This window comes from Sphingobium psychrophilum (assembly GCF_012927105.1).
GTDB lineage: Bacteria > Pseudomonadota > Alphaproteobacteria > Sphingomonadales > Sphingomonadaceae > Sphingobium > Sphingobium psychrophilum.
The window spans coordinates 1-19,319 of sequence record NZ_JABBFV010000028.1; the positions used below are offsets into that span (position 1 = coordinate 1).

16 protein-coding genes are annotated in these 19,319 nt (G+C 57.4%); 5 read left to right on the forward strand and 11 right to left on the reverse strand.

All coding sequences use genetic code 11. From position 1 onward, the window contains the following. Positions 1-248: 248 nt before the first annotated feature. From HHL08_RS22475 to HHL08_RS22490, 4 genes are all read right to left on the reverse strand, one after another. A complete protein-coding gene (locus HHL08_RS22475) occupies positions 249-746 on the reverse strand; it encodes a glycosyltransferase (protein WP_169575180.1) in 498 nt (165 codons plus the stop codon). After that, the gene (locus HHL08_RS26325; RefSeq protein ID WP_408021801.1) at positions 743-1,195 is read right to left on the reverse strand and encodes a UDP-N-acetylglucosamine--LPS N-acetylglucosamine transferase; all 453 of its coding nucleotides are present in this window, start codon (positions 1,193-1,195) and stop codon (positions 743-745) included. Before HHL08_RS26325 ends, HHL08_RS22475 begins: the two co-directional genes overlap by 4 nt. Before the next feature lie 462 nt (positions 1,196-1,657). Then, on the reverse strand, positions 1,658-2,497 hold the full coding sequence (locus tag HHL08_RS22485; protein ID WP_235955241.1) for an acyltransferase family protein: 840 nt from the start codon (positions 2,495-2,497) through the stop codon (positions 1,658-1,660). Further along, positions 2,449-2,799: an acyltransferase family protein gene (locus HHL08_RS22490; protein WP_169575182.1), complete on the reverse strand. Its 351-nt coding sequence runs from the start codon at positions 2,797-2,799 to the stop codon at positions 2,449-2,451. The genes HHL08_RS22485 and HHL08_RS22490 overlap by 49 nt, the downstream gene beginning before the upstream one ends. 68 nt (positions 2,800-2,867) lie before the next feature. Here HHL08_RS22490 and HHL08_RS22495 point away from each other — a divergent pair, with 68 nt between their 5' ends. Beyond that, positions 2,868-5,051 (forward strand): hypothetical protein, encoded by a 2,184-nt coding sequence (locus tag HHL08_RS22495; protein ID WP_169575183.1) that lies wholly within the window; start codon positions 2,868-2,870, stop codon positions 5,049-5,051. Then, a complete protein-coding gene (locus HHL08_RS22500; protein WP_169575184.1) occupies positions 5,048-6,031 on the forward strand; it encodes an aldo/keto reductase in 984 nt (327 codons plus the stop codon). Before HHL08_RS22495 ends, HHL08_RS22500 begins: the two co-directional genes overlap by 4 nt. Here the strand turns inward: HHL08_RS22500 and HHL08_RS22505 are convergent. Beyond that, complete coding sequence (locus HHL08_RS22505) at positions 6,020-7,489, reverse strand: Coenzyme F420 hydrogenase/dehydrogenase, beta subunit C-terminal domain (RefSeq protein ID WP_169575185.1); 1,470 nt, start codon at positions 7,487-7,489, stop codon at positions 6,020-6,022. The genes HHL08_RS22500 and HHL08_RS22505 overlap by 12 nt on opposite strands. Then, positions 7,486-8,973 carry a lipopolysaccharide biosynthesis protein gene (locus HHL08_RS22510; protein ID WP_169575186.1) on the reverse strand — a complete coding sequence of 496 codons (1,488 nt, stop codon included), beginning with the start codon at positions 8,971-8,973 and terminating at the stop codon, positions 7,486-7,488. Before HHL08_RS22510 ends, HHL08_RS22505 begins: the two co-directional genes overlap by 4 nt. Before the next feature lie 184 nt (positions 8,974-9,157). Here HHL08_RS22510 and HHL08_RS22515 point away from each other — a divergent pair, with 184 nt between their 5' ends. Both HHL08_RS22515 and HHL08_RS22520 read left to right on the forward strand, forming a co-directional pair. Then, positions 9,158-10,393, forward strand: a complete 1,236-nt coding sequence (locus HHL08_RS22515; protein WP_169575187.1) for a polysaccharide pyruvyl transferase family protein — start codon at positions 9,158-9,160, stop codon at positions 10,391-10,393. After that, complete coding sequence (locus tag HHL08_RS22520) at positions 10,393-11,286, forward strand: glycosyltransferase family 2 protein (protein WP_235955248.1); 894 nt, start codon at positions 10,393-10,395, stop codon at positions 11,284-11,286. Before HHL08_RS22515 ends, HHL08_RS22520 begins: the two co-directional genes overlap by 1 nt. Here the strand turns inward: HHL08_RS22520 and HHL08_RS22525 are convergent. After that, positions 11,267-11,788 carry a serine O-acetyltransferase gene (locus HHL08_RS22525; RefSeq protein WP_169575189.1) on the reverse strand — a complete coding sequence of 174 codons (522 nt, stop codon included), beginning with the start codon at positions 11,786-11,788 and terminating at the stop codon, positions 11,267-11,269. The genes HHL08_RS22520 and HHL08_RS22525 overlap by 20 nt on opposite strands. 161 nt (positions 11,789-11,949) lie before the next feature. On the opposite strand from HHL08_RS22525, the gene HHL08_RS22530 reads away from it, so the two are divergent. Beyond that, positions 11,950-12,324 carry a plasmid pRiA4b ORF-3 family protein gene (locus HHL08_RS22530; protein WP_235955242.1) on the forward strand — a complete coding sequence of 125 codons (375 nt, stop codon included), beginning with the start codon at positions 11,950-11,952 and terminating at the stop codon, positions 12,322-12,324. A 20-nt stretch (positions 12,325-12,344) separates the two neighbouring features. Here HHL08_RS22530 and HHL08_RS22535 read toward each other — a convergent pair whose 3' ends face one another. The 4 genes from HHL08_RS22535 to HHL08_RS22550 form a co-directional block, all read right to left on the reverse strand. Next, positions 12,345-14,420 (reverse strand): acyltransferase family protein, encoded by a 2,076-nt coding sequence (locus tag HHL08_RS22535; RefSeq protein WP_169575190.1) that lies wholly within the window; start codon positions 14,418-14,420, stop codon positions 12,345-12,347. 99 nt (positions 14,421-14,519) lie between these two features. Further along, entirely contained in the window at positions 14,520-16,943 is a 2,424-nt protein-coding gene (locus HHL08_RS22540) for a beta propeller repeat protein (RefSeq protein WP_206378052.1), read from the reverse strand. Positions 16,944-16,983: 40 nt separating this feature from the next. Then, positions 16,984-17,742, reverse strand: coding sequence for a WecB/TagA/CpsF family glycosyltransferase (locus HHL08_RS22545; protein WP_235955243.1), 759 nt, complete (start codon positions 17,740-17,742; stop codon positions 16,984-16,986). Positions 17,743-18,048: 306 nt separating this feature from the next. Then, positions 18,049-19,311, reverse strand: a complete 1,263-nt coding sequence (locus tag HHL08_RS22550) for a hypothetical protein (RefSeq protein ID WP_169575191.1) — start codon at positions 19,309-19,311, stop codon at positions 18,049-18,051. Between the last annotated feature and the right edge of the window lie 8 nt (positions 19,312-19,319).

Genomic DNA, 19,319 nt, shown 5'->3' on the forward strand with positions numbered 1-19,319 from the left:
ATGCTCAGCGATGGACGTCTCACGACCAAGGCCTGGCACCAATTCCTCGATGACTTTATCGACGATCCCGAACTCGCCGCGCGCTTCAAGGCCCATAAGCCGCGGTAACAATCGGACGGTTACCAATATCCGAAGGTGCCGTAGAATGAATCATAGGTGATTCCAGCCACGCCCAGCGCGCGCGTGACGAAGAAGTCAGCTGTTGACAGTGGCGATTAGAGAACGTGGCGCGATACGGCCTCCTGTTGTCAATCAGGGTCACGGCCATCTTGTAGAAAACCTGCGACCGCTCTGACCAGTTCAGGCGAAGCTTTACTTGAGAAGACGCCCCCCGTTTGCAACGGTTCGCGTAGCAGATGTGTCATTTTCTCCTTCAATGCGTCGGTATGCTCGACGATCATCAGACCTCGACGCCCGGCGAAGCGCTTGGCGGTGTCGCGCTGATGTTCCGTCGTATGCTCGCCCTTTGCAGCGATGCGCGGAAGTAGCAGCATTTGCTTCTCAAGCTCTAGAGCCTGCAAGATTGAGCCCATGCCAACGTGCGCCACGAACAAGTCGGATGCTTGCAATCGCGCGCGATAATCTGCGCCTTCGACCATCCGATCGAAGTCAGCGTGCCGTGGCAGATAGTCGCCACCGCCGATTTGGATGAACACCTCCTCGTTTGGGTTTTCGCCTGCCCACTCATCCACGGCGCGGACCATTCGGTCAAACGGCATGAACGATCCTACTGACGCAAAAATCATAATATGCTCCCCCAGCAAGGCACGCCTTCCCGCTCTGCTACCTCAGGCCATTGCGAGACAGTGCGGTGCGCAAAGCGGCGCGCAATCCGCCCGGATGAAGACAGTCGCTCCCCATTGGCAATGCTGTCTACCCATAAGGTGCGTGCACCAAGCAGCCGACCTGCAATGATGAATGCGAGCCCTGGCGCAGAGCCGGTTGAAATTATCGCGCTTGGACGCTCTTTCAACACGATGCATATAGCATGTACTAAATTTCTAATGATCGCCATTCTGTGCAACCTTGAGGAGTCCTGAACGATGTACAAACGATGCCCCGGCATTGCTTCACCCCGATCTTTGAAAGTTGAGACGTAAGCAATCTCAAATCCATCGAAGGCATCGCGCATCCGAAGCAGTTGCACCCAATGCCCACCGCCCGATGCTACGGCCAAGAGTCTCTTTTGTTTCATTGTGGGCCGGCATGCATAGAATGATTAACCGCTAAAATCGTGCACGTTGTGCCCGCAGACGTACTATCGCGCATGCAGCCACCTTGCTCTACCACGTGTTCTCCGCGGTCAATTCTGCCGGAACCAATCGCGGGTAAACATACCACCCTCAATAACTGTATTGCAGATGACATCGTGCCTGCAGTCATGACGCCAAGTCCTTCTTAACAAAATTGAATTTTGGCAAAAGTAAAAAATGACGAAATTCATAAACTCTGATGACTGGCTCATAAATCACGATCCTGATCCCGTTAGAATTGAGCCTCTTCTTGATCCATTGGATCGAGGAGTAACGAAACCATGTGAACATAGATTGATCAAAATACAAAATATCACAAATATCGTAAATCTGAGAACAGATATCTCCCTGTAGCCGACAATCCAAGAACTCTGATTCTGAACATTCACCATCAAGCACCGATATCATGTTTTGCTCGCCGATAAATCCGCATTCGCCATGCTAAGAACTAACTGCCGAATCACGCCAGTCAGCGGGCGCTCTAAGAATCGGTAAACAACAATGCCGAAAAGGGTGCACCCGATCAGCGAACACAAAACGAAGCCAGCCCAGCCATACGGTCCATCCGGTACTAGCTTGCGCCAGACCTGCCCTAGCGCCGACATAGCCATGAAGTGCGACAGGTAAATCGAGTAGGATGCATCGCCTATTTCGCGAACAATAAGTTCCCACCAGCCGTCGAGGCGTAAAGGAACGTAAAGTGTCCCGAGAACGATGAGCAGTGCTGGCAGTCCCACCGCAAATGCATGTGGCACGAAGTGCATCACGGCAGCCGAAAAGACTATACCCACCGAACCGATCACGATTGCCAACCACCAGAGCTTTGATGTTTTCGACGGATAACGTAAGAATGCCTCGGCTAGCAGCATACCATAACCAAACTCAAGGACCATAGAACGACTGTAGAAGTCGAGCGGCCTTGGAAGTGGCATTATGATTGGCAACAATGTGATAGCAACGAGTACGCTGCAGGTGAATACCACCAACGGACCCCGCCGCGCCCTCGATATCGTCATTCCTATTGCGAAAATAATGTAAAAGAATATTTCATAGTTGAGCGACCATCCAGGCACAAGCATCGGATAATAAAGATTCTGGACTGGATGCGTCCACGGTATGAATAGGAATGAAGCGATCGTGTGCATCAAATCGAAACTACTGGTTTGAGCAACCGATGGGACGAAAAGCAACAATGCTAGCATGAAAACACTAAGAGCCCAGTAAAGTGGCAAAATCCGTACCAACCGATCACGTAGAAACCGCAGCGAACTACGGCCGGGGGCCGCGCGGTGGAATACACCATTACGAAGCCGCTAATAATGAAGAACACATCCACACCTGCAGATAGCGCAAGCGGCTTAGCATAAGGATAGCCCATCCGCGTCAGTTGCGGAAAAACATGAAATAACACAATTAACATTGCTGCGATACCACGCAAATACTGAATAGCATCGAGCGTCGGCTGACCACGGTCCTGCGTCACATTTATCGGTGTCGATTGCAATTGAGTGGCCATTTCTTTAACCGCTTCCCCAGATTGAACCATGCATTAGCAGCATGCTGCATTGCCGAAAAGCTTTGATTTTGTGCCGTTGCTCACGTAGGTTATTCCATATGCCTTCAAATAAAAAACTGTGGGTCTCGGCCAAACCGGCCGCATGGTGTGGCGCTATTTCGATCGCAGTGCTCCTGCTCTCCATTTCGATGGCGCACCCGACAAACCCGGCCGAATGGCTTCCGCTTAATGATCGCTCGCTGGAGATAGTGGCAGGTAGTCCGCTCGATTTTTCTGAATTTGCAGGTGACTTGGCGCACAATGGCATACTCACCATCTCTGGCGACCGGCTGACGCTGAACGGTGCGGAGCCGCGGATCAACTGCGCAATGCTAGGGCCTGGTTTCTCGACTACCCCCGGCAGCGGCTTTCCAGATCATCCTACAGCGGAGCGCTATGCCGAGCAACTGCGGCGCCACGGCTATAATTTGGTGCGCTTTCATCACGTTGATTCGCTATTGATGGCTGGCGCGAAGGCCGATTTCGCGTTCAATCCAGTTCAGGTCGATCGCCTGCAATATCTGATGGCGGCGCTTAAGAAGAATGGTATCCGTTGGTCACTTGATCTGATGACCTCGGACAATGCTGCGTTGGGCGGAGTATTTCCGAACCGCTGGTCAGAGCGGAACGGCATGCGCATCCGTCTGTACGTCGAGCGCCCAGCGTTCGTGCACTGGCAAAAACTGATGCACAAGCTGCTGACCACAAATAATCCATACAGCCACGTTGCACCCGCAAATGATCCCGCAACGGCTATGGTTGTGTTGCTTAATGAGGGCGGCATTACGCATCAAGCGGCAATCGCCGGAAAGCGATTTCCAGATTTGTTAAAGCCCCCATATGCATCTTGGCTAGAAGCTAGGGGGTTAGATCGAATTTACGCTGACAAACTCCCTGCGCTCGTTCACGGCGGCGCTTCTATGGAGCAGTTTCAGCGCTTTTTGAATGAACTCCAGATCGCGGTGACCCGTGAAATGACTGAATCCGTCCGCAGCGCCGGGTATCAGGGACCTGTGACCGCATTCGCTTCCTGGCCGCAGCTTAACGCCATTCCCAGCAGGCGCGACCTCGCGCTGGTAGATATGCATGGATATGACCAGACGCCGCCAGGTGGAAAAGAAGGCGCGCAGGTGAGGCCGATCTCTTCATTTGATGACGCTGGTCGCTATCTTCAGCACATAGCGACCACGCGCTTCTTCGGTCGACCATTCATTGTTACTGAACATGATCAGCCCTTTTGGAATCCTTATCGCTATGAATCTGGCCTTGCGGTTCCTGCGCTTGCCTCACTGCAAGGGTGGCAATTCGTCTGTCGCCATGCCGACGGCCCGATTAACCTAGCCTATGATGGTGTCGGCACCCGCAAACAGGCGCTGCAACCTGACGGCGGAGGGCTAGACCCAGTTGCGCGCGCCGGCGAGACGCTTACTGCGTTGTTGTTGTTACGTGGCGAGATCGCCCGAGCGCGACCCCAGGTCGGCCTAAACGTCAGCGATGCCGAGGCATTGTCCAATGGCGGCGCGCGGGAAGTGCCTGCATCGTTGGGCGCAACTGCATGGATAGCACGAATCGGGTTATTTGATGCGCGCAGCACAGCTGCTGGCGTGAATCCTGACCTCACAATGTCGGTGCCGATAGCACCACTGGCAGTGAGTTTCGGGCAGCGCTATGCAAACGCAAATCGGATCGTTGACAAGCTACGCGCGCGCGGACTGCTAGCACCGGGCAATACTACTGACCCACTGCACAATCGATGGGAAAGCCCCGGCGGACAGGTGTTGCTGTTAGGTCAACAGCGCGAACTGCGTGTAACGACCCGCCAGACTTCGGCGCTCGCTTTTGAAAAAGTGAGCGCGCCGGTGACCCTAGGCCCGCTTCGCATTAAATCTGCGGACTCATCGGCATTGCTGAGCTTTTCGGCGCTCGACGATCAGCCTTTGGGACATAGCCGACGTATCCTTGTTATCATGGCAAGCGATGCCCGAAACACTGGAATGAAGATCGCCTCCGACGGCACTCTCATTGCTCTTGGTCAACTGCCGCTGGAGCTTCGCAGGGTACGTGTGGCGGCTACGCTTGCTGCGCCAAAGGGCAGCGCTTGGCAGCTAACGCCGCTTCGGCTGAATGGCACGCTCGATACTCCCATTGGCTTACAAGCCGACTCTGCCGGGCTACAGGTCGCGCTTGATACCGCACTGTCTCCGCGCGGACCGACGACCTTCTTCCTGCTGGAGCGAGAATGATGCGCCGCGTGAACCTGTACAAAACCGATCTTGTCACTTCCCCGCTCGGCATGGGCTGCGCCTCGCTCGGCTCGCGCTATGACGCTAACTACGGACTTCGCGCGCTGGAAGACGCATTCGATCGCGGTGTAACATGGTTTGATGTCGCACCCGCATATGGCGCGGGCAACGCCGAACTGATCCTCGCACGGTTCCTCAAGCACAAACGCGCACAAGTGCAATTATGCACAAAGGTTGGCTTATCCGCACCGAAAATGGGCATTGCTATGCGTCTGCTGACGCCCGTTGCTCGTCCGGTGATGGCGAAGGTCAAAGGTTTGCGCAGCGCAGTTCGAAAGAGTGGGGCGACCACCAATCTCCACCTGCCCCTCACTGCAGAACTCATCGAGAAATCGATCGCGCGCTCGCTTGCCCGCCTCGGCACTGACCATGTCCAAGTCTATGCATTACATAGCCCCGCGGCCGAAGATGTGGTGCGCGACGACGTACTGCGCGCCCTCGAACGGGTTGTCGCGCGCGGCCAAGCGCAGTACATCGCTGTTGCGGGTGAGCTCGACGCGGGGATCGCTGGAGCAGCCAGCGGACGATTCACCATCATACAGCTTGCGGACGATCCTGTAACGCTACCGCTGAACGAGGTGCGCGCCGCCGGGCGTGTTGGTATTGTCAGCCATTCCATTATGAGCATTGGAGGCGCGCACGCACTGCTGACCAAAAAATTGATTGCTAATTCGACGCTGCTCGATCAGGCCCGCGCCGAAGGATTTGGAGATTTGCCCGCCACTGCCGCATCTGGTTTGCTCATAGCTCGGGCATTTGCGAGTAATGCGGGCGGCGTCGTCCTAGCATCGATGTTCGGGCGCGGTAATCTAACGAACAACGCTGCCGCCTCCGAACTGCCACCTGAAGCACTAAGCCGCTGCGAAGCGTTCGTAGCACGATGCATCGGTGGTAGCGAAAAGGCTGAATCACTTTGCTAAAGGCTTACCTTCCAACGCACTTTTATTCTGCGCGTGTAATATAAACGGGATGCGGTTTGGACGTAACAAGCGACGTATCATCTTCAAGACAGCACTCTCGCGTATTGCTCGCTTCAAGCCGTAGCGACGCAGGTAATAGGCGAACACCGGGCCGCTAATCAGTACCTTAAATACGGTCAGCGAGCCAACTGACCGCGCGAAACGAAAGGTCTCGATGCTCCGTCGCGAAAGCTGGGTCCGACGCAGATACAATTCCTTCCGCGCATCATCGACCTGCGTGAAACTTGCCTCCACGCGCTTACGCGGGCGCCATTTCCCTTCCTGATCGAGATGTGCGAGCCGTACTGCAAGCCCTTCACGACGATGCCGCAGTCCACCCACCTGCGAATGCACGACGTCTTCGATAGAGGCATTGGACAGCACGATTGCACCGGAGACCCTACCCTCTTCGAGCACGGCACTCAACTCAGCGCGGCGCGAAACGATGATGTTATTGCCTCGCCAGTCCTGCTGGTAAGGCATTATCCAGGCATCACCCATGACGATATCCGCAGTCTCGGCGAACACGTCGTCGCAAAACTCGCATGCGTCATAGCGGAATAAAGACACTTCCCAATTCGCCGCGAATACGCTTTTGTTTAGCGCTGCCTTTGTGTAATCCCTGTTCGGAGTGAAGGCATATTCGTTGGCAGACCGTCCGGGGATCTTTGTCCTGAAATCGATTGCTTGAAGTTGGTCCGGCTTAACGCCTTGATTCCAGGCTAAATACTCGCCGAAGAAACGACTTTTCAAATGGCCGCAAACCGTACCTACCACAAAAACGATCCGATCATTTAACACGGGGTCCTGCTGCATGAGAAGCCGCAACGCCTTGGAAAAACAGGGTACTGCCGTGATCGCATAGCGACCTGGCGTATTCCGGATTGTCTGCAGGATCGACGACATTTCAACAGGGTAGTAGGTCGATTTCCGCCCCCTCGCTAAGTCAGCATCGCTCGATGAAATGCCAAAAGCGAACAGGCCGGTACCTCCAAGTTGATTCGGTATTACATGTGCAACGTAATCGATCATATTACGCTGCAACATTTCCCCCAGAAGCCAGGTAGTTATTCCGCCAGAACTTCCACCTTCGCGATCCTTTTGGTTAGCCACATGCCCTACCCGTATTGCGTTGTGATGCCCAATATGTTCGTTCCACTCTAAATCAGGACCAAACAATTGCTTTGCCAATACGGTTTCGTCGTCGCCCACGCCCGACATCGGGCAAATCGTCATCAGGTCCATCTCTTCCCTAATCGGAGCCGGCGATGAAACGGGCTCCCCGACCTGGGCTTGCAAGAGCCCTTCATCGGTTTCGACAATTCGCATAACTGCACTACCAATAGCGCAGGCACCGCAACCGATGCAAAACCCACCTGCGACTACCTTGTCTTTCAGCAACTGCGCGGATTTGTTCATTTTCTCACCCTGTCCTGTCCCGGCAAACGCGGGCGAAACGCGCTCACAATTTTCGTAAAACCCGAATAGTCCTTCGCCGCGAGTGCTGCGATCACCAAATATGCACCAGTCACGATAGCAGCCGAGACATAAGCCTGTGAAAACTGGTGGGCCAACATCACTGCCGCGATGACGAAAACTATCATACCGATTTCCGATAATCCGATAGTACTGATACCCAGCCGTTGCTTTAGAACATGAGCAATAACCGGTTGAAGCAGCAACGAAGAGGCAGCCATGCCGATAGGAATGCTTTCCAAGCCAAGGCGGGCATGTAACATCAGTGGCACGCAAATCACTACCGCCAAGCCGGTTATCATGATCCCCAGCCCCCAGTTTGCGTAGCCAGCAATCTGGAGAATACGATCACAACTCGCAAAGTTGCTCCGAACGAACGGGGCCACAGTCAGCATAATGGCGATCGGAACCGCCGATTCATAGTCGCCGAGCAGACGCAGCCCAAACGGCAGCACCATTACAATGCCGGCCATCGTCAAAGAAACCGCTAGGAGAGAGGCCCGACGGCAACGGGTCACTTCCGCCTGTAAAACTTCCATATTTCCGACATGCAGCAACTGCCCGGCTATCGGTGTGAAGCGGCGTAGAATGATGAACTGAAAGAACGGATAAAGCGCCGCGATGCGGGCCGCAACCGCGTAATCAGCGGCCGCCAAAGAACTGAACAATCCGCTAACAATCAGGATATCTACACCGCCAAGCTGAAGCGAAGAGAATGAAAAAAGGACATATTTGGTTGCATAGCCAGCATCCCACCGCACCCACGGCGCTAATCCGCCAACGGAGCGGCAACCCAGGCGCCATGCCGTGCGAAGCCACGGTATGGCGACCGACAATGTCATTACATGCGCTACTGCGGTATCGGGAAGCGAAAGCAGATGGACCAGCGGCAATAGCAAAAGCCTCAATCCATTGGGTGCAGCTTCTGCCACGATGAGTGCTTCCATGATCTTCGAGCGCCCATCCAGCGCGCCGATCGCGACCGTGTTCAACGTCGAGAAGACCATGAACGGGGCAAATGCCATCAACCACCGTGCTAAGCTGGGCTTACCAAAAATCTCAATCGCGAGGCTGTCCGCCCAAAAAGCGCACCCCCCCGCCACTGCTGTAGCCAGGAGAATGCCCGTCAGCGCAACCGTCCTGTGTCGCCGAATTTCCGCTTTGTGATCGGTCGGGGTTCGTGAGATATGGTAAAGCAGGACATTGCCCAATCCCGTTCCTATGCCAACTGAAGCGATCCGGTAGAAAGCAAAGACACCCATCGCATCCCCGAATGAACTTTTGTCAAGCATCCGTGTCATCACGATCAGGACAACAAACTGCGATCCCAGCGCAAACAGTCGCGTACCGGTACCAAGCAACAATAGGCCGCCATAGCCTTTTTTTCCAGCGTCGAAGCCGGTCTTGACACGTTGGATCAGCGTCATGAAAATGCTCCCAGCTACAACTACCAAGCCAAGGCGACTTTGAATGGGTGGTTGCGCCTCCATACCGTGCTAACGCGATTTTTGTCCATATTATCTTGCGGTGCAGCACAACCTATGTCATTGCTGCACCGCGAGCATTTTTCGCACAAATGCGTCACCAACAGATGAGGCGCAAGTTTCTGTCATGAAAATCATGTTCGTTGCCCATGAAGATTTCAGCAACCGTGGGTGCGAGGCGCTCGTCCGGTCGATCACTAACATCCTTGCCGATGCCGATCCTTCGGTCGAATTCCTACTCCCATCAAGAACGCCGGTGCGCGATCTGGCGCACTGGCCCAATTTGAAGTCACACAATGTCCGGCTGATTGGCGAGACCCTTTTCCAACGGCATATGGGCTGGTGGGGCCGTATCATAGAGAAGCTACCCAGTATCGTTCGCCTCGGTCCGCCTCCGATGCACGTCGATCCCGAGACAAAAAATTCTCTTGGTCAGGCTGACGCGGTGGTCTTCACGGGCGGCGACGTGCTTAGCTTGGAATATGGCCTGCCCTCACTGTTCTTCTGGCAAGGAGTGACTGATGCTGCACTCGCGATGGGCAAGCCGGTGCATCTGTGGGCGGCTTCGGTCGGCCCTTTCTCCAAAAATCCGGCAGTCGAGAAGCTTATGGTGAAGGCACTCAAGCGCTATACCTCAATCTCGGTTCGTGAGAGTTCGACCTTCGAATACCTGACTGGGCTCGGCATCCCTAGCATACGCTACGTCGCCGACCCTGCCTTCGTGATGCTACCCGAACAGCACAACCACGGTGACACCCTGTTCGCATCCGCAATAGATGGCGTACTCGGATTCAACGTCAGCCCATTGGTGCGCAAGTTCCTGCCCGACGATGCCGCAAAGGAGCGATTCGACGCTGAGATCGTCGGTTTCATGCGTCAAGTGATAGACACCACTGGGCTTTCAATCCTGCTTGTCCCTCACGTCGATCCATTCGACGGTTCCGCAAAAAACAGCGACAGCATATATATGGCGAAGCTGCTGGCTGATGCGAGCATGCCTACCGGCAAGCTAGCGATTTTGCCGAACAACCTAAATGCCGCCCAGCTTAAATATGCGTTGGGCCGCTGTCGCTTCTTTATAGGCGCGCGCACCCATGCGACGATCGGTGCATTGTCTCAGGGTGTTCCAACAATCTCGATCGCGTACAGCGTTAAGGCCGTAGGTATCAACCGCGACCTGTTCGGCGAGGAAAACGTGGTCCTGCCAACACCGCAGGTTTCTAAAGTAACGTTGCTCGCTGCGCTGGACCAGCTGTTCAATCGTGAGGAGGCGATCCGTGGCATCCTAGCGGAACGCATCCCGATCTGGCGCAGTCGTGCGCGTGAGGCCGCCCTGCCGGTGCTGGGTAAGTGCGACGCTTGATGCCGACTGTTTCAGTAATCGTTCCGCACTTCAACCGTCAGGATCTGATCGTCCCTACACTGGAGTCATTAAACGCTCAGAGCTTTGTGGACTGGGAATTGATCGTTGTTGATGACGCATCCCTTGAGGACCCAACTGCGCTTGTGCAAACTACTGTACCGGGCGCGCGCGTTATCCTCCAGCCCGAGAATCGCGGCCCCGCTGCTGCGCGCAACGCAGGAATAGATGCGGCTCGGGGCCGCTTCGTTGCATTCCTGGATTCGGATGATCACTGGGAGCCGGAAAAGCTCGAACGTCAGATTACTAGTGTGCTCGCAGCGCCCAATCCCGACGCAATTTTCTGCGCGGTTCGCACGCGCGTGGTCGATGCCGAAGGCCGTGAAAGGGTACGACCTTCGCGTCCGGTGCAGGCGGGTGAGAAATTTGCCGACTTCCTTTATGTTTCGGGCGAATTTGCCCAATCCAGCTCGATGCTTTTAACTCAAAGGGTCGCGGCGAAAGTGCGTTTCCGGGAAGATTTGCGCCAATATGAGGACCATATGTTTTTCATCGAGTGCGGCAATGCTGGCCTCACCTACCTGCTAATCGAAGAATCACTGGTGGTATGGCGCAACGACAACCGCCCCGATCGGCTCGGTCACTCGGACAACCTCGACAAGGGGCAGCATTTTCTTAATGTCGCTGGAGATGCGCTTAGCGAACGCGCCTGCCTGGCGTTCCAAACGCGTTTTTTGGGACCTAGGATGCTCCGTAAGTCGCCGGTCAAGGCAGTTAAAATCGCGTTCAAGGCCCTGCACAAACGAGCGGTGTCCCCCCGCGATATCGTGCTGCTGCTGGTGAAAACGGTGATGCCCGCCGGTGCTTATGCCAAGCTCAAGAGCCAGCTGCGCTGAGCTTCGGCATCCGTATCTGTGCAGGGATGCCTACTGCCACCGCACTGGCCGGAACGTCTTTCAACACCACGGCATTCGCCCCGATTACTGCATCATCTCCTATCGAGATTGCACCGAGCACCTTGGCCCCCGCGCCTACTTGCACGCGGTTGCCGAGCTGAGGTGCCGACATCGGCTTGTCCATGTGGCGATTGCCAATCGTTACCCCCTGACGGATGATGCAATCGTCGCCGATCACAACCGAGCCGTGAATGATGATTGTTCCGAAATGCTCGATTGTAAGGCGTCGGCCGATCACTGCAGACTCTGGCAGCATAATCCCGGTCGCCATTTCGGCGAACTTACGCAAAATGCAGTTCAGCACAAACCATATATGTCGCACAACAGGAATGCGGCATCGCATGCGAGGGTGGGATAGGCGATAGCAAAGCAATGCCCAGAAGCCCTGAGAGAGGATGCCCTCATGCTGCGTTTTCAGATCTTCGATTATCAAACGAATCATGATCCACTGCTGCCCCGTCAAGATTATTCAATATGTCAGCACGTTTAGATGCTCAAACCCAGTCTTCATAACAAATTGCGTAGCTTGCTCGACCTTTCGCATTCGTTCCATATACCCAAATCCATAGCAGAAAAGCTCGGAAATCTTCAGCTTTTTACGCCATGGACATCGGTTATCCGACCAACGCCGAGGCTAGTGGATCAAGTCTGACGACCTTCCGATACCTCTACGACTTTGGTGATACCTGGGAGCATAGCGTCAAGGTCGAGCGCGTCAGCCCGGCCAGCCCGCACCTGACATATCCGCTCATCCTCGATGCAGTAGGCATGCGGCCTCCAGAGGACTGTGGCGGCCCATGGGGTTACGCCGAAAAGCTCGAAGCGCTCGGCGACCCACATCATGAATATTACGAAGAGGCGCTGGAGACCCTCGGTGACGACCATGACCCCAACGCCAAGCCCGATATCCACCTGATCGAGGCAAGGCTGGAAGCGCTCGCGAAAAAATGGGCGCCACGGACACGCCGGAAAGCCTGAAGGGCCGCGCAACGCCGCCTTCAGTCGGCACTTACGCTGCTCCGGCCCACGTATTCGATGAAAGTAGGTCGCTCCTGAATTTCCCGTTCGAGACTGGTCCGCAACGCCATGACGAAAGGTACCGATAGATGGCTGTTGTCGTTATAGACTAGAACGCCATCGTGCATGACAGGGCATGTCGCAATGCTGCACAGAAGATCCGCGATATCCCAAAGGGCAAGATGGGGCATGTCCCGAACAGGCAAAAGGCGGGATGGCGAACTGATATGCCGGTCACGCCGCATATCGCAGGCACGGAAGTTTGCCCGGTTACGATCGACACATTCTGGAACGCTATATGTTTCGGTGCGGGGGTTATCCCGAATCGCCAATATGTCGATATTGTTTGCCATGATCCTTCGCCACGCATCAACATAGCCATCGGGAATGACCTCGCCGAAGTTACCAGGACCCGGCCGTGTCGCCGTCGTCACGACAAGATCGGGTTTGAGCGCGATCGCTTTGGCCACGGCGTCACGGGCCCATTCGCGGCAGGCTTCGACCTGCTTCCCGGCCGTCCTGGGGCCGATATAGATGCCATCGATCGGACAGGCGCTTTTCGTGATGCTGAGCAATCGCCAGTTCCGGTCCTTAGCGATCTGCTCGAGCGCCGGAAACCACTGGGTCGAATGCGAACCGCCGATGAGCAATATGGTGAATGCATTAGAATCAAGATTGCCCGTAGTGCAAAGCTGCACCTTGGCCGAGTGTGGGCCGGTATCGCAGCCATTAGTATAAAGTCTGGGCAACATCCCCTTGGCCGCGATCAACTGCCGATCGATGTCGGGCGGTAAGACTGTGTCCAGTGTCTGGATCGGTCCGGCGATGGGCCGGACGGTGTAGCTATGGGCATAATCACGCGCGATTCCCCCATAATATTGCTGCCAGGCAAGCAGGAACGCGGCGGATGGCACGGCCAGCATCGCTCCCGCGGCAAAGGGCGCTGACCGCCTTCTCCAGTCGCCCCTCGAATATCCACCCCCGTGCGACATGAGCCCTTTTGTGGGCTTTTCGATCAGAAAATGCAGGGCAGCTGCCAGCAGGAGCGCAAGGGCGATGACAAGGCAACCCTGGATCAGATCGAGCTTCGTTGTTCCTGCTGCCTCCTGATAGAAGATGAGGATCGGCCAGTGCGCAAGGTAGAAAGCAAAGGACAGCGATGCCAGCCGTTGCAGCAACGGCGCCTCAAGGACGCGACGTGCAAGCGACCCGTCAACCGCTTGGCGTCCAGACAGCAAAATCAGCATTGCGCCCGAGACCGGCACGAGCGCTGCAATGCCTGGATAAGCTGCATCTGCAGGGACGACCCAGACGCATGCCAGGATGAGCAACAGACCCATAGTGCGAGCGAGCGACGCTGCGCGCGCGCAGAGATTGACCATAGGCGCGACGCAAGCGCACAGCGCTCCGGCCATAAACTCCCAAAGCCGCGCTGCAGGATTGAAATAATGGGGCGCTGGATTGAGCGCCAATATCCAGAGCGCAAAAACAAAGGATGCAAGGCCGATCAGCGCGCAAGCGATGGTCAAAATCCGCCGATCATCGCCCCGGTTTCGGGTGGTCCTCGCTATCTGGCTGACGAGCAAGAGCCAGATTGGCAAGAAGCCGTAAAATTGCATCTGGGTGGAGAGCGCCCAATATTGCTGAAAGGGACTGGCAGGCTGTCCGCGGGCCAGATAATCCGTCGATTCGCGCAGCAATTGCAGGTTTTCCAACTGCAGCAGCGCCATCCAGCCATGCGTGGCGAAGGCTCGCCACAGGGAAATGGGCTGAAAATAGAGGCCTGCCATCAGCGTGAGGAACAGGATCAAAAAGGCTGTCGGGCAGATCCGCACAAGGATACGGCCCCAGAACCCCAGTAGATCGACCGTGCCCGTCTTTTCCAGCTGCTTGAGCAGCGAACCGGTCATCAAATAGGCTGAGATCACGAAGAAGACATCGACCCCGCCCGACACCTTGCCGACCCAGATATGACAGATCACGACCAGCGCCATGCCGATGGCGCGCAGCCCTTCTATGTCCTTGCGCCGGGCCGCCGGCATATGGGTGGTCGACACCGCTATTGCGCCTCCGCAACGGCGATATCGCAGCCTATTACCCGCGCTGCATGGCCCGATAGGCTTGTGTACCGCGCCCCTTTGGCCAGCACGATGCCCCTACCCGCCTACTTTGGAACATTGGACGGTGGCGAGGCTGCTCATGGGTGCAGGCTTGCAGGGCGCAGGTTCGCCCCAGATCCACCCCGATCCCTTATAGCCCAGATACACCCGCCCAAAGACATCGGGATCTGCCGCCATCACCGTCACCTGGTCCAGACTGCCTGCCGGAAAATCAACCAGCCGCTGCCAATTCGCCGCGTTGTCGAGCGAGCGCCAGATACCATAGACACCCCCTACCCTGCCCGACACATAGAGAGCGGGATAGGAAGCACCCGGCGCAGCCTTGCCAAAGGCGATGTCATCGACGCGATCGACGTTAACGATCTTCGTCCAGGTCGCGCCCTTGTCGGTGCTGCGACGCAGGACCGTATCGCCCGAGCTTGCATGACCGTTGGTAAAGAAGAGATGCCCCTCCCTGCCCGGCACGGAGCGCAATTTGGCCGCGAAATTGCTCTGAGGGGCGATTTCACCTTCATACTGCTTCTGCCAGCTTTCTCCCCCGTCATGCGAGCGCCAGAGCCCGGCAAGCCCCTCATTGGGCGTCTCGCCGCTATGATAGAGATAGAAGACGCCGCCCTTTCCCTTGTCGGCCGTCAGGGTCTTGCGCTGATAATAGAATTCCTTGAACGAGCCGGGTGTGTCGCCCAGGGCCCCTGGCAGCGAAACCGCCTTCCAGCTTGCCCCGCCATCATTCGTCACAAAAGGCTGGCGGTTGAATGCCGGCGCCCAGACGATATTCTTCTTCTCGCCGGCCGATACAGCGATCGTACCAAAAGACATGCGCCAGGGATCGTCGGCCTTGGTGCCTGCAGGGGTCGGCAGCGCATAAAATTTGCGCCAGCTGCGCCCGCCATCCTGGCTGGTGCCAGCCATCACCGCGTTGCCGTCCTGCCAGCAGCAGGCGGTGCGGGTATCGCTCGCATTCGTCACCATGAAACGGGGATCGGACGGGGTCCAGTCGAGCTGCTGGGCCGCAATGAGGACGCGCTCCTTTGGACCATAGGTGGTGGAATAGGCGTTGAGATCGTCCTTCACATGGATCCCAAAGTCCCAGGCTGCAAAGGCGGGCGACTGACCAGGTGGCTGGATCACATCATTAGCAACCAGTTCCTCGATACCGCGACTGTGGCTTTCCCATTGCGCAACCGAACTGCCCGGCGGCATGTCGGCATGGAATACCCCCATGCCAGCCGCGACCCAGAGACGGTTGGGGATCTTGGCGTCGAAGCGGATATCGGCCGTTGGAAAATAGACCTCGTCAGCCACGCGCAGCCAGGGTGGATCCTTGGCCCCTGCCTTGACGTTATGGGAAATGCTCGTCCAGCTCGTTCCCCCATCGGAGGACTGATAGCCTGCGCCGCCATGATCAAAAACCACGATCTGCTCCGCGCGCGGATTGGCGGCGATCGCCGAATATATCTTGGGTCCAAGGCCCGCCGTCGCCGTGATATCGCGCCATGCGCCCTTGTCATAGGCCCAGATCGACTTGGTCTGATCATCGACACCGAAGAAGACACCGCGCCGGTCGAACGTACCGCGCCGCAGGCTCAGCGGATGCGCTGTCCGGCTCGGAAGCGGCGCGAAGGTCCGTCCGCTATCGCCCGAGACATACATGCCGCGCCCCGAAGCAAAGGCGAATATGCGACCGGTCGCCTTGCCGCCAAGCGGCTGCTCGAACCAGATCATGGGACCTGGCGCCTGAAGCCCGGCCTGCGGATCGCGGTCCAGCCCCAGCGGCAGGGATCCTACCCTCGCCCAGCGGCCACCGGCATCATCGGAACGCCACAAGCCGTCATAGGGGGTGCCAAGCAGCACAAGGTCGGGGTTGGCCGGATCCACGGCGATAAAGGCGCCCTGCAGCCGATATTCGCCATTCGCATCCCATTTGAGCGGAAAGGGCGGCTGTGCCGAGGCAAGCACCCAACGCTTGCCCGCATCGTCTGTCCTGTAGACCTGTCCCTTGACGGCCATGTAAATACGCTCTGGCCGGGAGGGCGCGACAGCGATCTCATAGACGCCCTGTGCGATACCATCCTGGACGCGGTCTTGCTCGGGCATGGCGGCCGCTGTTATCAACTGCTTCCAGCGGTCCGCCTTTGCATCCCAGATATAGCCGCCATAGACGTCCGAACGGATCACAAATGTCTTGCCGGACCCGTCCTGCGACAGGCCAGTGATAAACCCGCCACCGCCAATCGCCACGGCTTTCCATTGATAGGCCTCACCCTCGACCGGTCCCCCGGCATTCGACAAGGCAGGCGGCGGGGCATGCGCTGCGCTTTCATTGCCAAGGACTATATAGGCGGCCACGCCTGCAACCAGCAACAACAGCAGCAAAGCGGCCATCAGTCCCGGCCACCGCTTGCGGCGCGGCTTGACGAACTGTTCATATCGGATGCTACTGCGGTCGCGTGGCGGCATGAGGGACCGTAATCCTTTTTCAAATCAGCGGGCTAGTGCGTCAGCCACGGGTCTTGGTAGCGAGGTGATAGAGGGCAATCGGGCTCGTCACAAGATAGCGCCAGCCAAGGCGTACGGGCTCGCGCGCGGCGCGATAGAGCCATTCGAGGCCGCTCGCCTGCATCCAGTGCGGCGCCCGCGATACCCCGCCGCCATAATGGTCGAACAGTCCGCCACAGGTGCGGATCCAGGCAAGACCCGGCAGCTGGTCGCGTGCTTCCATCGCAAACAGCTCCTGCCGCGGACTGCCGGTGCCCACCCATAATATGTCAGCGCCCGATTCGCGAATCGACTGCAGGATCGCTGGCACCTCGCCCGGCGAGAAATAGCCGTGGCGAACGCCTGCGACCTTGAGGGCTGGAAAGCGACTGCGCAGATATTCCGCCGCGCGCGCGGCCACCCCTGGTCGTCCGCCAAGAAAATAGAAGCTGATGCCCTTTCGCGCGGCAAGCTCCGCTGCGTCGAGCAGAAAATCCGTGGTCGCGGTACGCTCCCTTAGCGGCCGGGCGCACAATAAGCGGCTGGCAAAGACAAGCGGCATGCCATCGGCGTCGATCAGGTCTGCACTGTCCAAGGCCGCCCGCAAGGCGCGATCATTATGATAGGCCGCAACGATGCTGCCATTGGCCGATGTGACGAAGCGCGGGGAGCGCAGGAGCCCCGCACGGGCCGCAGCGACGTCGGATTCCATCAGGGCCGCAAGCTCAAGGCGCGTCATCCGGGAAATCGGGATGCCACCGATAAGCATCGTCTCGGCCAATGCGCCGTGGCAAGAGGCGGGCACCTGTGTCCCTGGGGCCTGTGTCCCTGGCATTTGTCCGCCTGGCGCCTGCTCGCCCTCTTGACCCTCTCTGCTCTGTGACACGCCTTCCCTTCCCAATGAATGCATGACAAAGTCTGGTGCGCCCTTATTGGCTCTTTGCATCGGCGCCAGCCATGGTCAATGCCCTTCCTAACGCGCAAAGCGTTCCGTCAACGCGATCGGCGGTCTTTGATCTGGGGCAATGGCCAGGGCCAAAGCCCCAAGCCCCCTTATCCAGCCACATGCACCACGCCATGCCCGTTGCTATCGCGCCATAGAGCTATCGAAAATACAGCCCTGCTCTTTTGCGCGGTTGCGCATTTCGGTGCGAGCCGCGCGAAAGAGCAGCAGCGCATAGAGGCTTTCGCCAAGCGCAATACCGCCAATCGACCAGACCGGCCCCAACAGCATTTGCAGCGCCACGACCGCCATCACCGACACGATCGCACTCATGCTGCTTAGCTGAGCGAGCTTGCGGAAGCGCCCAGAGGCAAGCAAAACCGCACCGTCGCAGGCGTGGAATGCGCGAGCCAGCACCACGACAAACCACAGCAGCACGCCGGTCCACAGGATCGTATCGGCAAATTTCCCGTGAAAAACGAGCGCGGGCGCCAGAGCCAGAAGCGCAAGGGCACTCACCAGGGTCACACCCCATATCCCAAGCAGCGCCCAGCGCAATTGCGCGCGACCGCGCGCGACGAGCATCAGACTGCCGCTGGCCAGATCATGGACAAAGCGCGCGCGCTCGAACTCGGTGAGCGCATTGATCGCCACGGTGACTGGCCGGATGAGGAGGGCGGTGGCAGCGATCGGCGCAAAGCCCCCCGCGCCGCTTAGCGCAGTGACGATATAGCTCTGGCTATTGACCGTGGCTTCAGTCGTCACCACCCCCAGGAGCGACCAGCGCGCATCGCGCCGCCATATCTGCTGGTAACCGGTCATGTCCGACAGGCGCATGGCCCGAACGGTCGTCAGAGCCTTTGACCGGGCAAAGGGAAGAAGGCCAAAACCGGCGCTCACCAATAGCAGGAGCGCCGCATCCGCAAGGCTCGTCCTGGCAGCGCCGCTCATCATCAAGGCGCCAAGGAGCAGCGCCAGGGCATAGCCCACATCAGAGGCGATCGTGCGGGCAGGCGCCCTGTGGACAAGATACCAGGCCCTGGCGAAATGTCGCAACAGGGCCAGACCACCCCATAGTCCAAAGACGCAGGCTGCCGCCATGCCTGCGCCCAGCATCCAGGCGAGGCTGACAAAGGCGAGTGCGACAGGCAACAGAGCCAGACTGCTTACGCATAACAGCGCGCGCGGCGCCGCGGCGTCGTCATCTGCGCCCTTTTGCCCCACCGCGATCAGCAGAGGCGCTGTAAACAGCGCGCTCCACAGACTGATCGAAAATTGCGAGATAACCAGCAGGAAGGCAAAGCGTCCGAAATCGGCAATATCGAGCTGGCGCAGCAGGAGAAGCGACAGCAGAAATTGGGAACCGGCAACGCCTATTGGCCCGACCGCCGCCCCGGCATAGCGCACCAGACGCT

Excerpts from the sequence above, each read along its gene's own strand:
- HHL08_RS22475 (WP_169575180.1), bottom strand. The coding sequence starts at position 746 with ATGATTTTTGCGTCAGTAGGATCGTTCATGCCGTTTGACCGAATGGTC.
- HHL08_RS26325 (WP_408021801.1), bottom strand. The coding sequence starts at position 1,195 with ATGAAACAAAAGAGACTCTTGGCCGTAGCATCGGGCGGTGGGCATTGG.
- HHL08_RS22490 (WP_169575182.1), bottom strand. The coding sequence starts at position 2,799 with ATGGTTCAATCTGGGGAAGCGGTTAAAGAAATGGCCACTCAATTGCAA.
- HHL08_RS22495 (WP_169575183.1), top strand. The coding sequence starts at position 2,868 with ATGCCTTCAAATAAAAAACTGTGGGTCTCGGCCAAACCGGCCGCATGG.
- HHL08_RS22500 (WP_169575184.1), top strand. The coding sequence starts at position 5,048 with ATGATGCGCCGCGTGAACCTGTACAAAACCGATCTTGTCACTTCCCCG.
- HHL08_RS22505 (WP_169575185.1), bottom strand. The coding sequence starts at position 7,489 with ATGAACAAATCCGCGCAGTTGCTGAAAGACAAGGTAGTCGCAGGTGGG.
- HHL08_RS22510 (WP_169575186.1), bottom strand. The coding sequence starts at position 8,973 with ATGACGCTGATCCAACGTGTCAAGACCGGCTTCGACGCTGGAAAAAAA.
- HHL08_RS22515 (WP_169575187.1), top strand. The coding sequence starts at position 9,158 with ATGAAAATCATGTTCGTTGCCCATGAAGATTTCAGCAACCGTGGGTGC.
- HHL08_RS22520 (WP_235955248.1), top strand. The coding sequence starts at position 10,393 with ATGCCGACTGTTTCAGTAATCGTTCCGCACTTCAACCGTCAGGATCTG.
- HHL08_RS22525 (WP_169575189.1), bottom strand. The coding sequence starts at position 11,788 with ATGATTCGTTTGATAATCGAAGATCTGAAAACGCAGCATGAGGGCATC.
- HHL08_RS22530 (WP_235955242.1), top strand. The coding sequence starts at position 11,950 with ATGGACATCGGTTATCCGACCAACGCCGAGGCTAGTGGATCAAGTCTG.
- HHL08_RS22540 (WP_206378052.1), bottom strand. The coding sequence starts at position 16,943 with ATGCCGCCACGCGACCGCAGTAGCATCCGATATGAACAGTTCGTCAAG.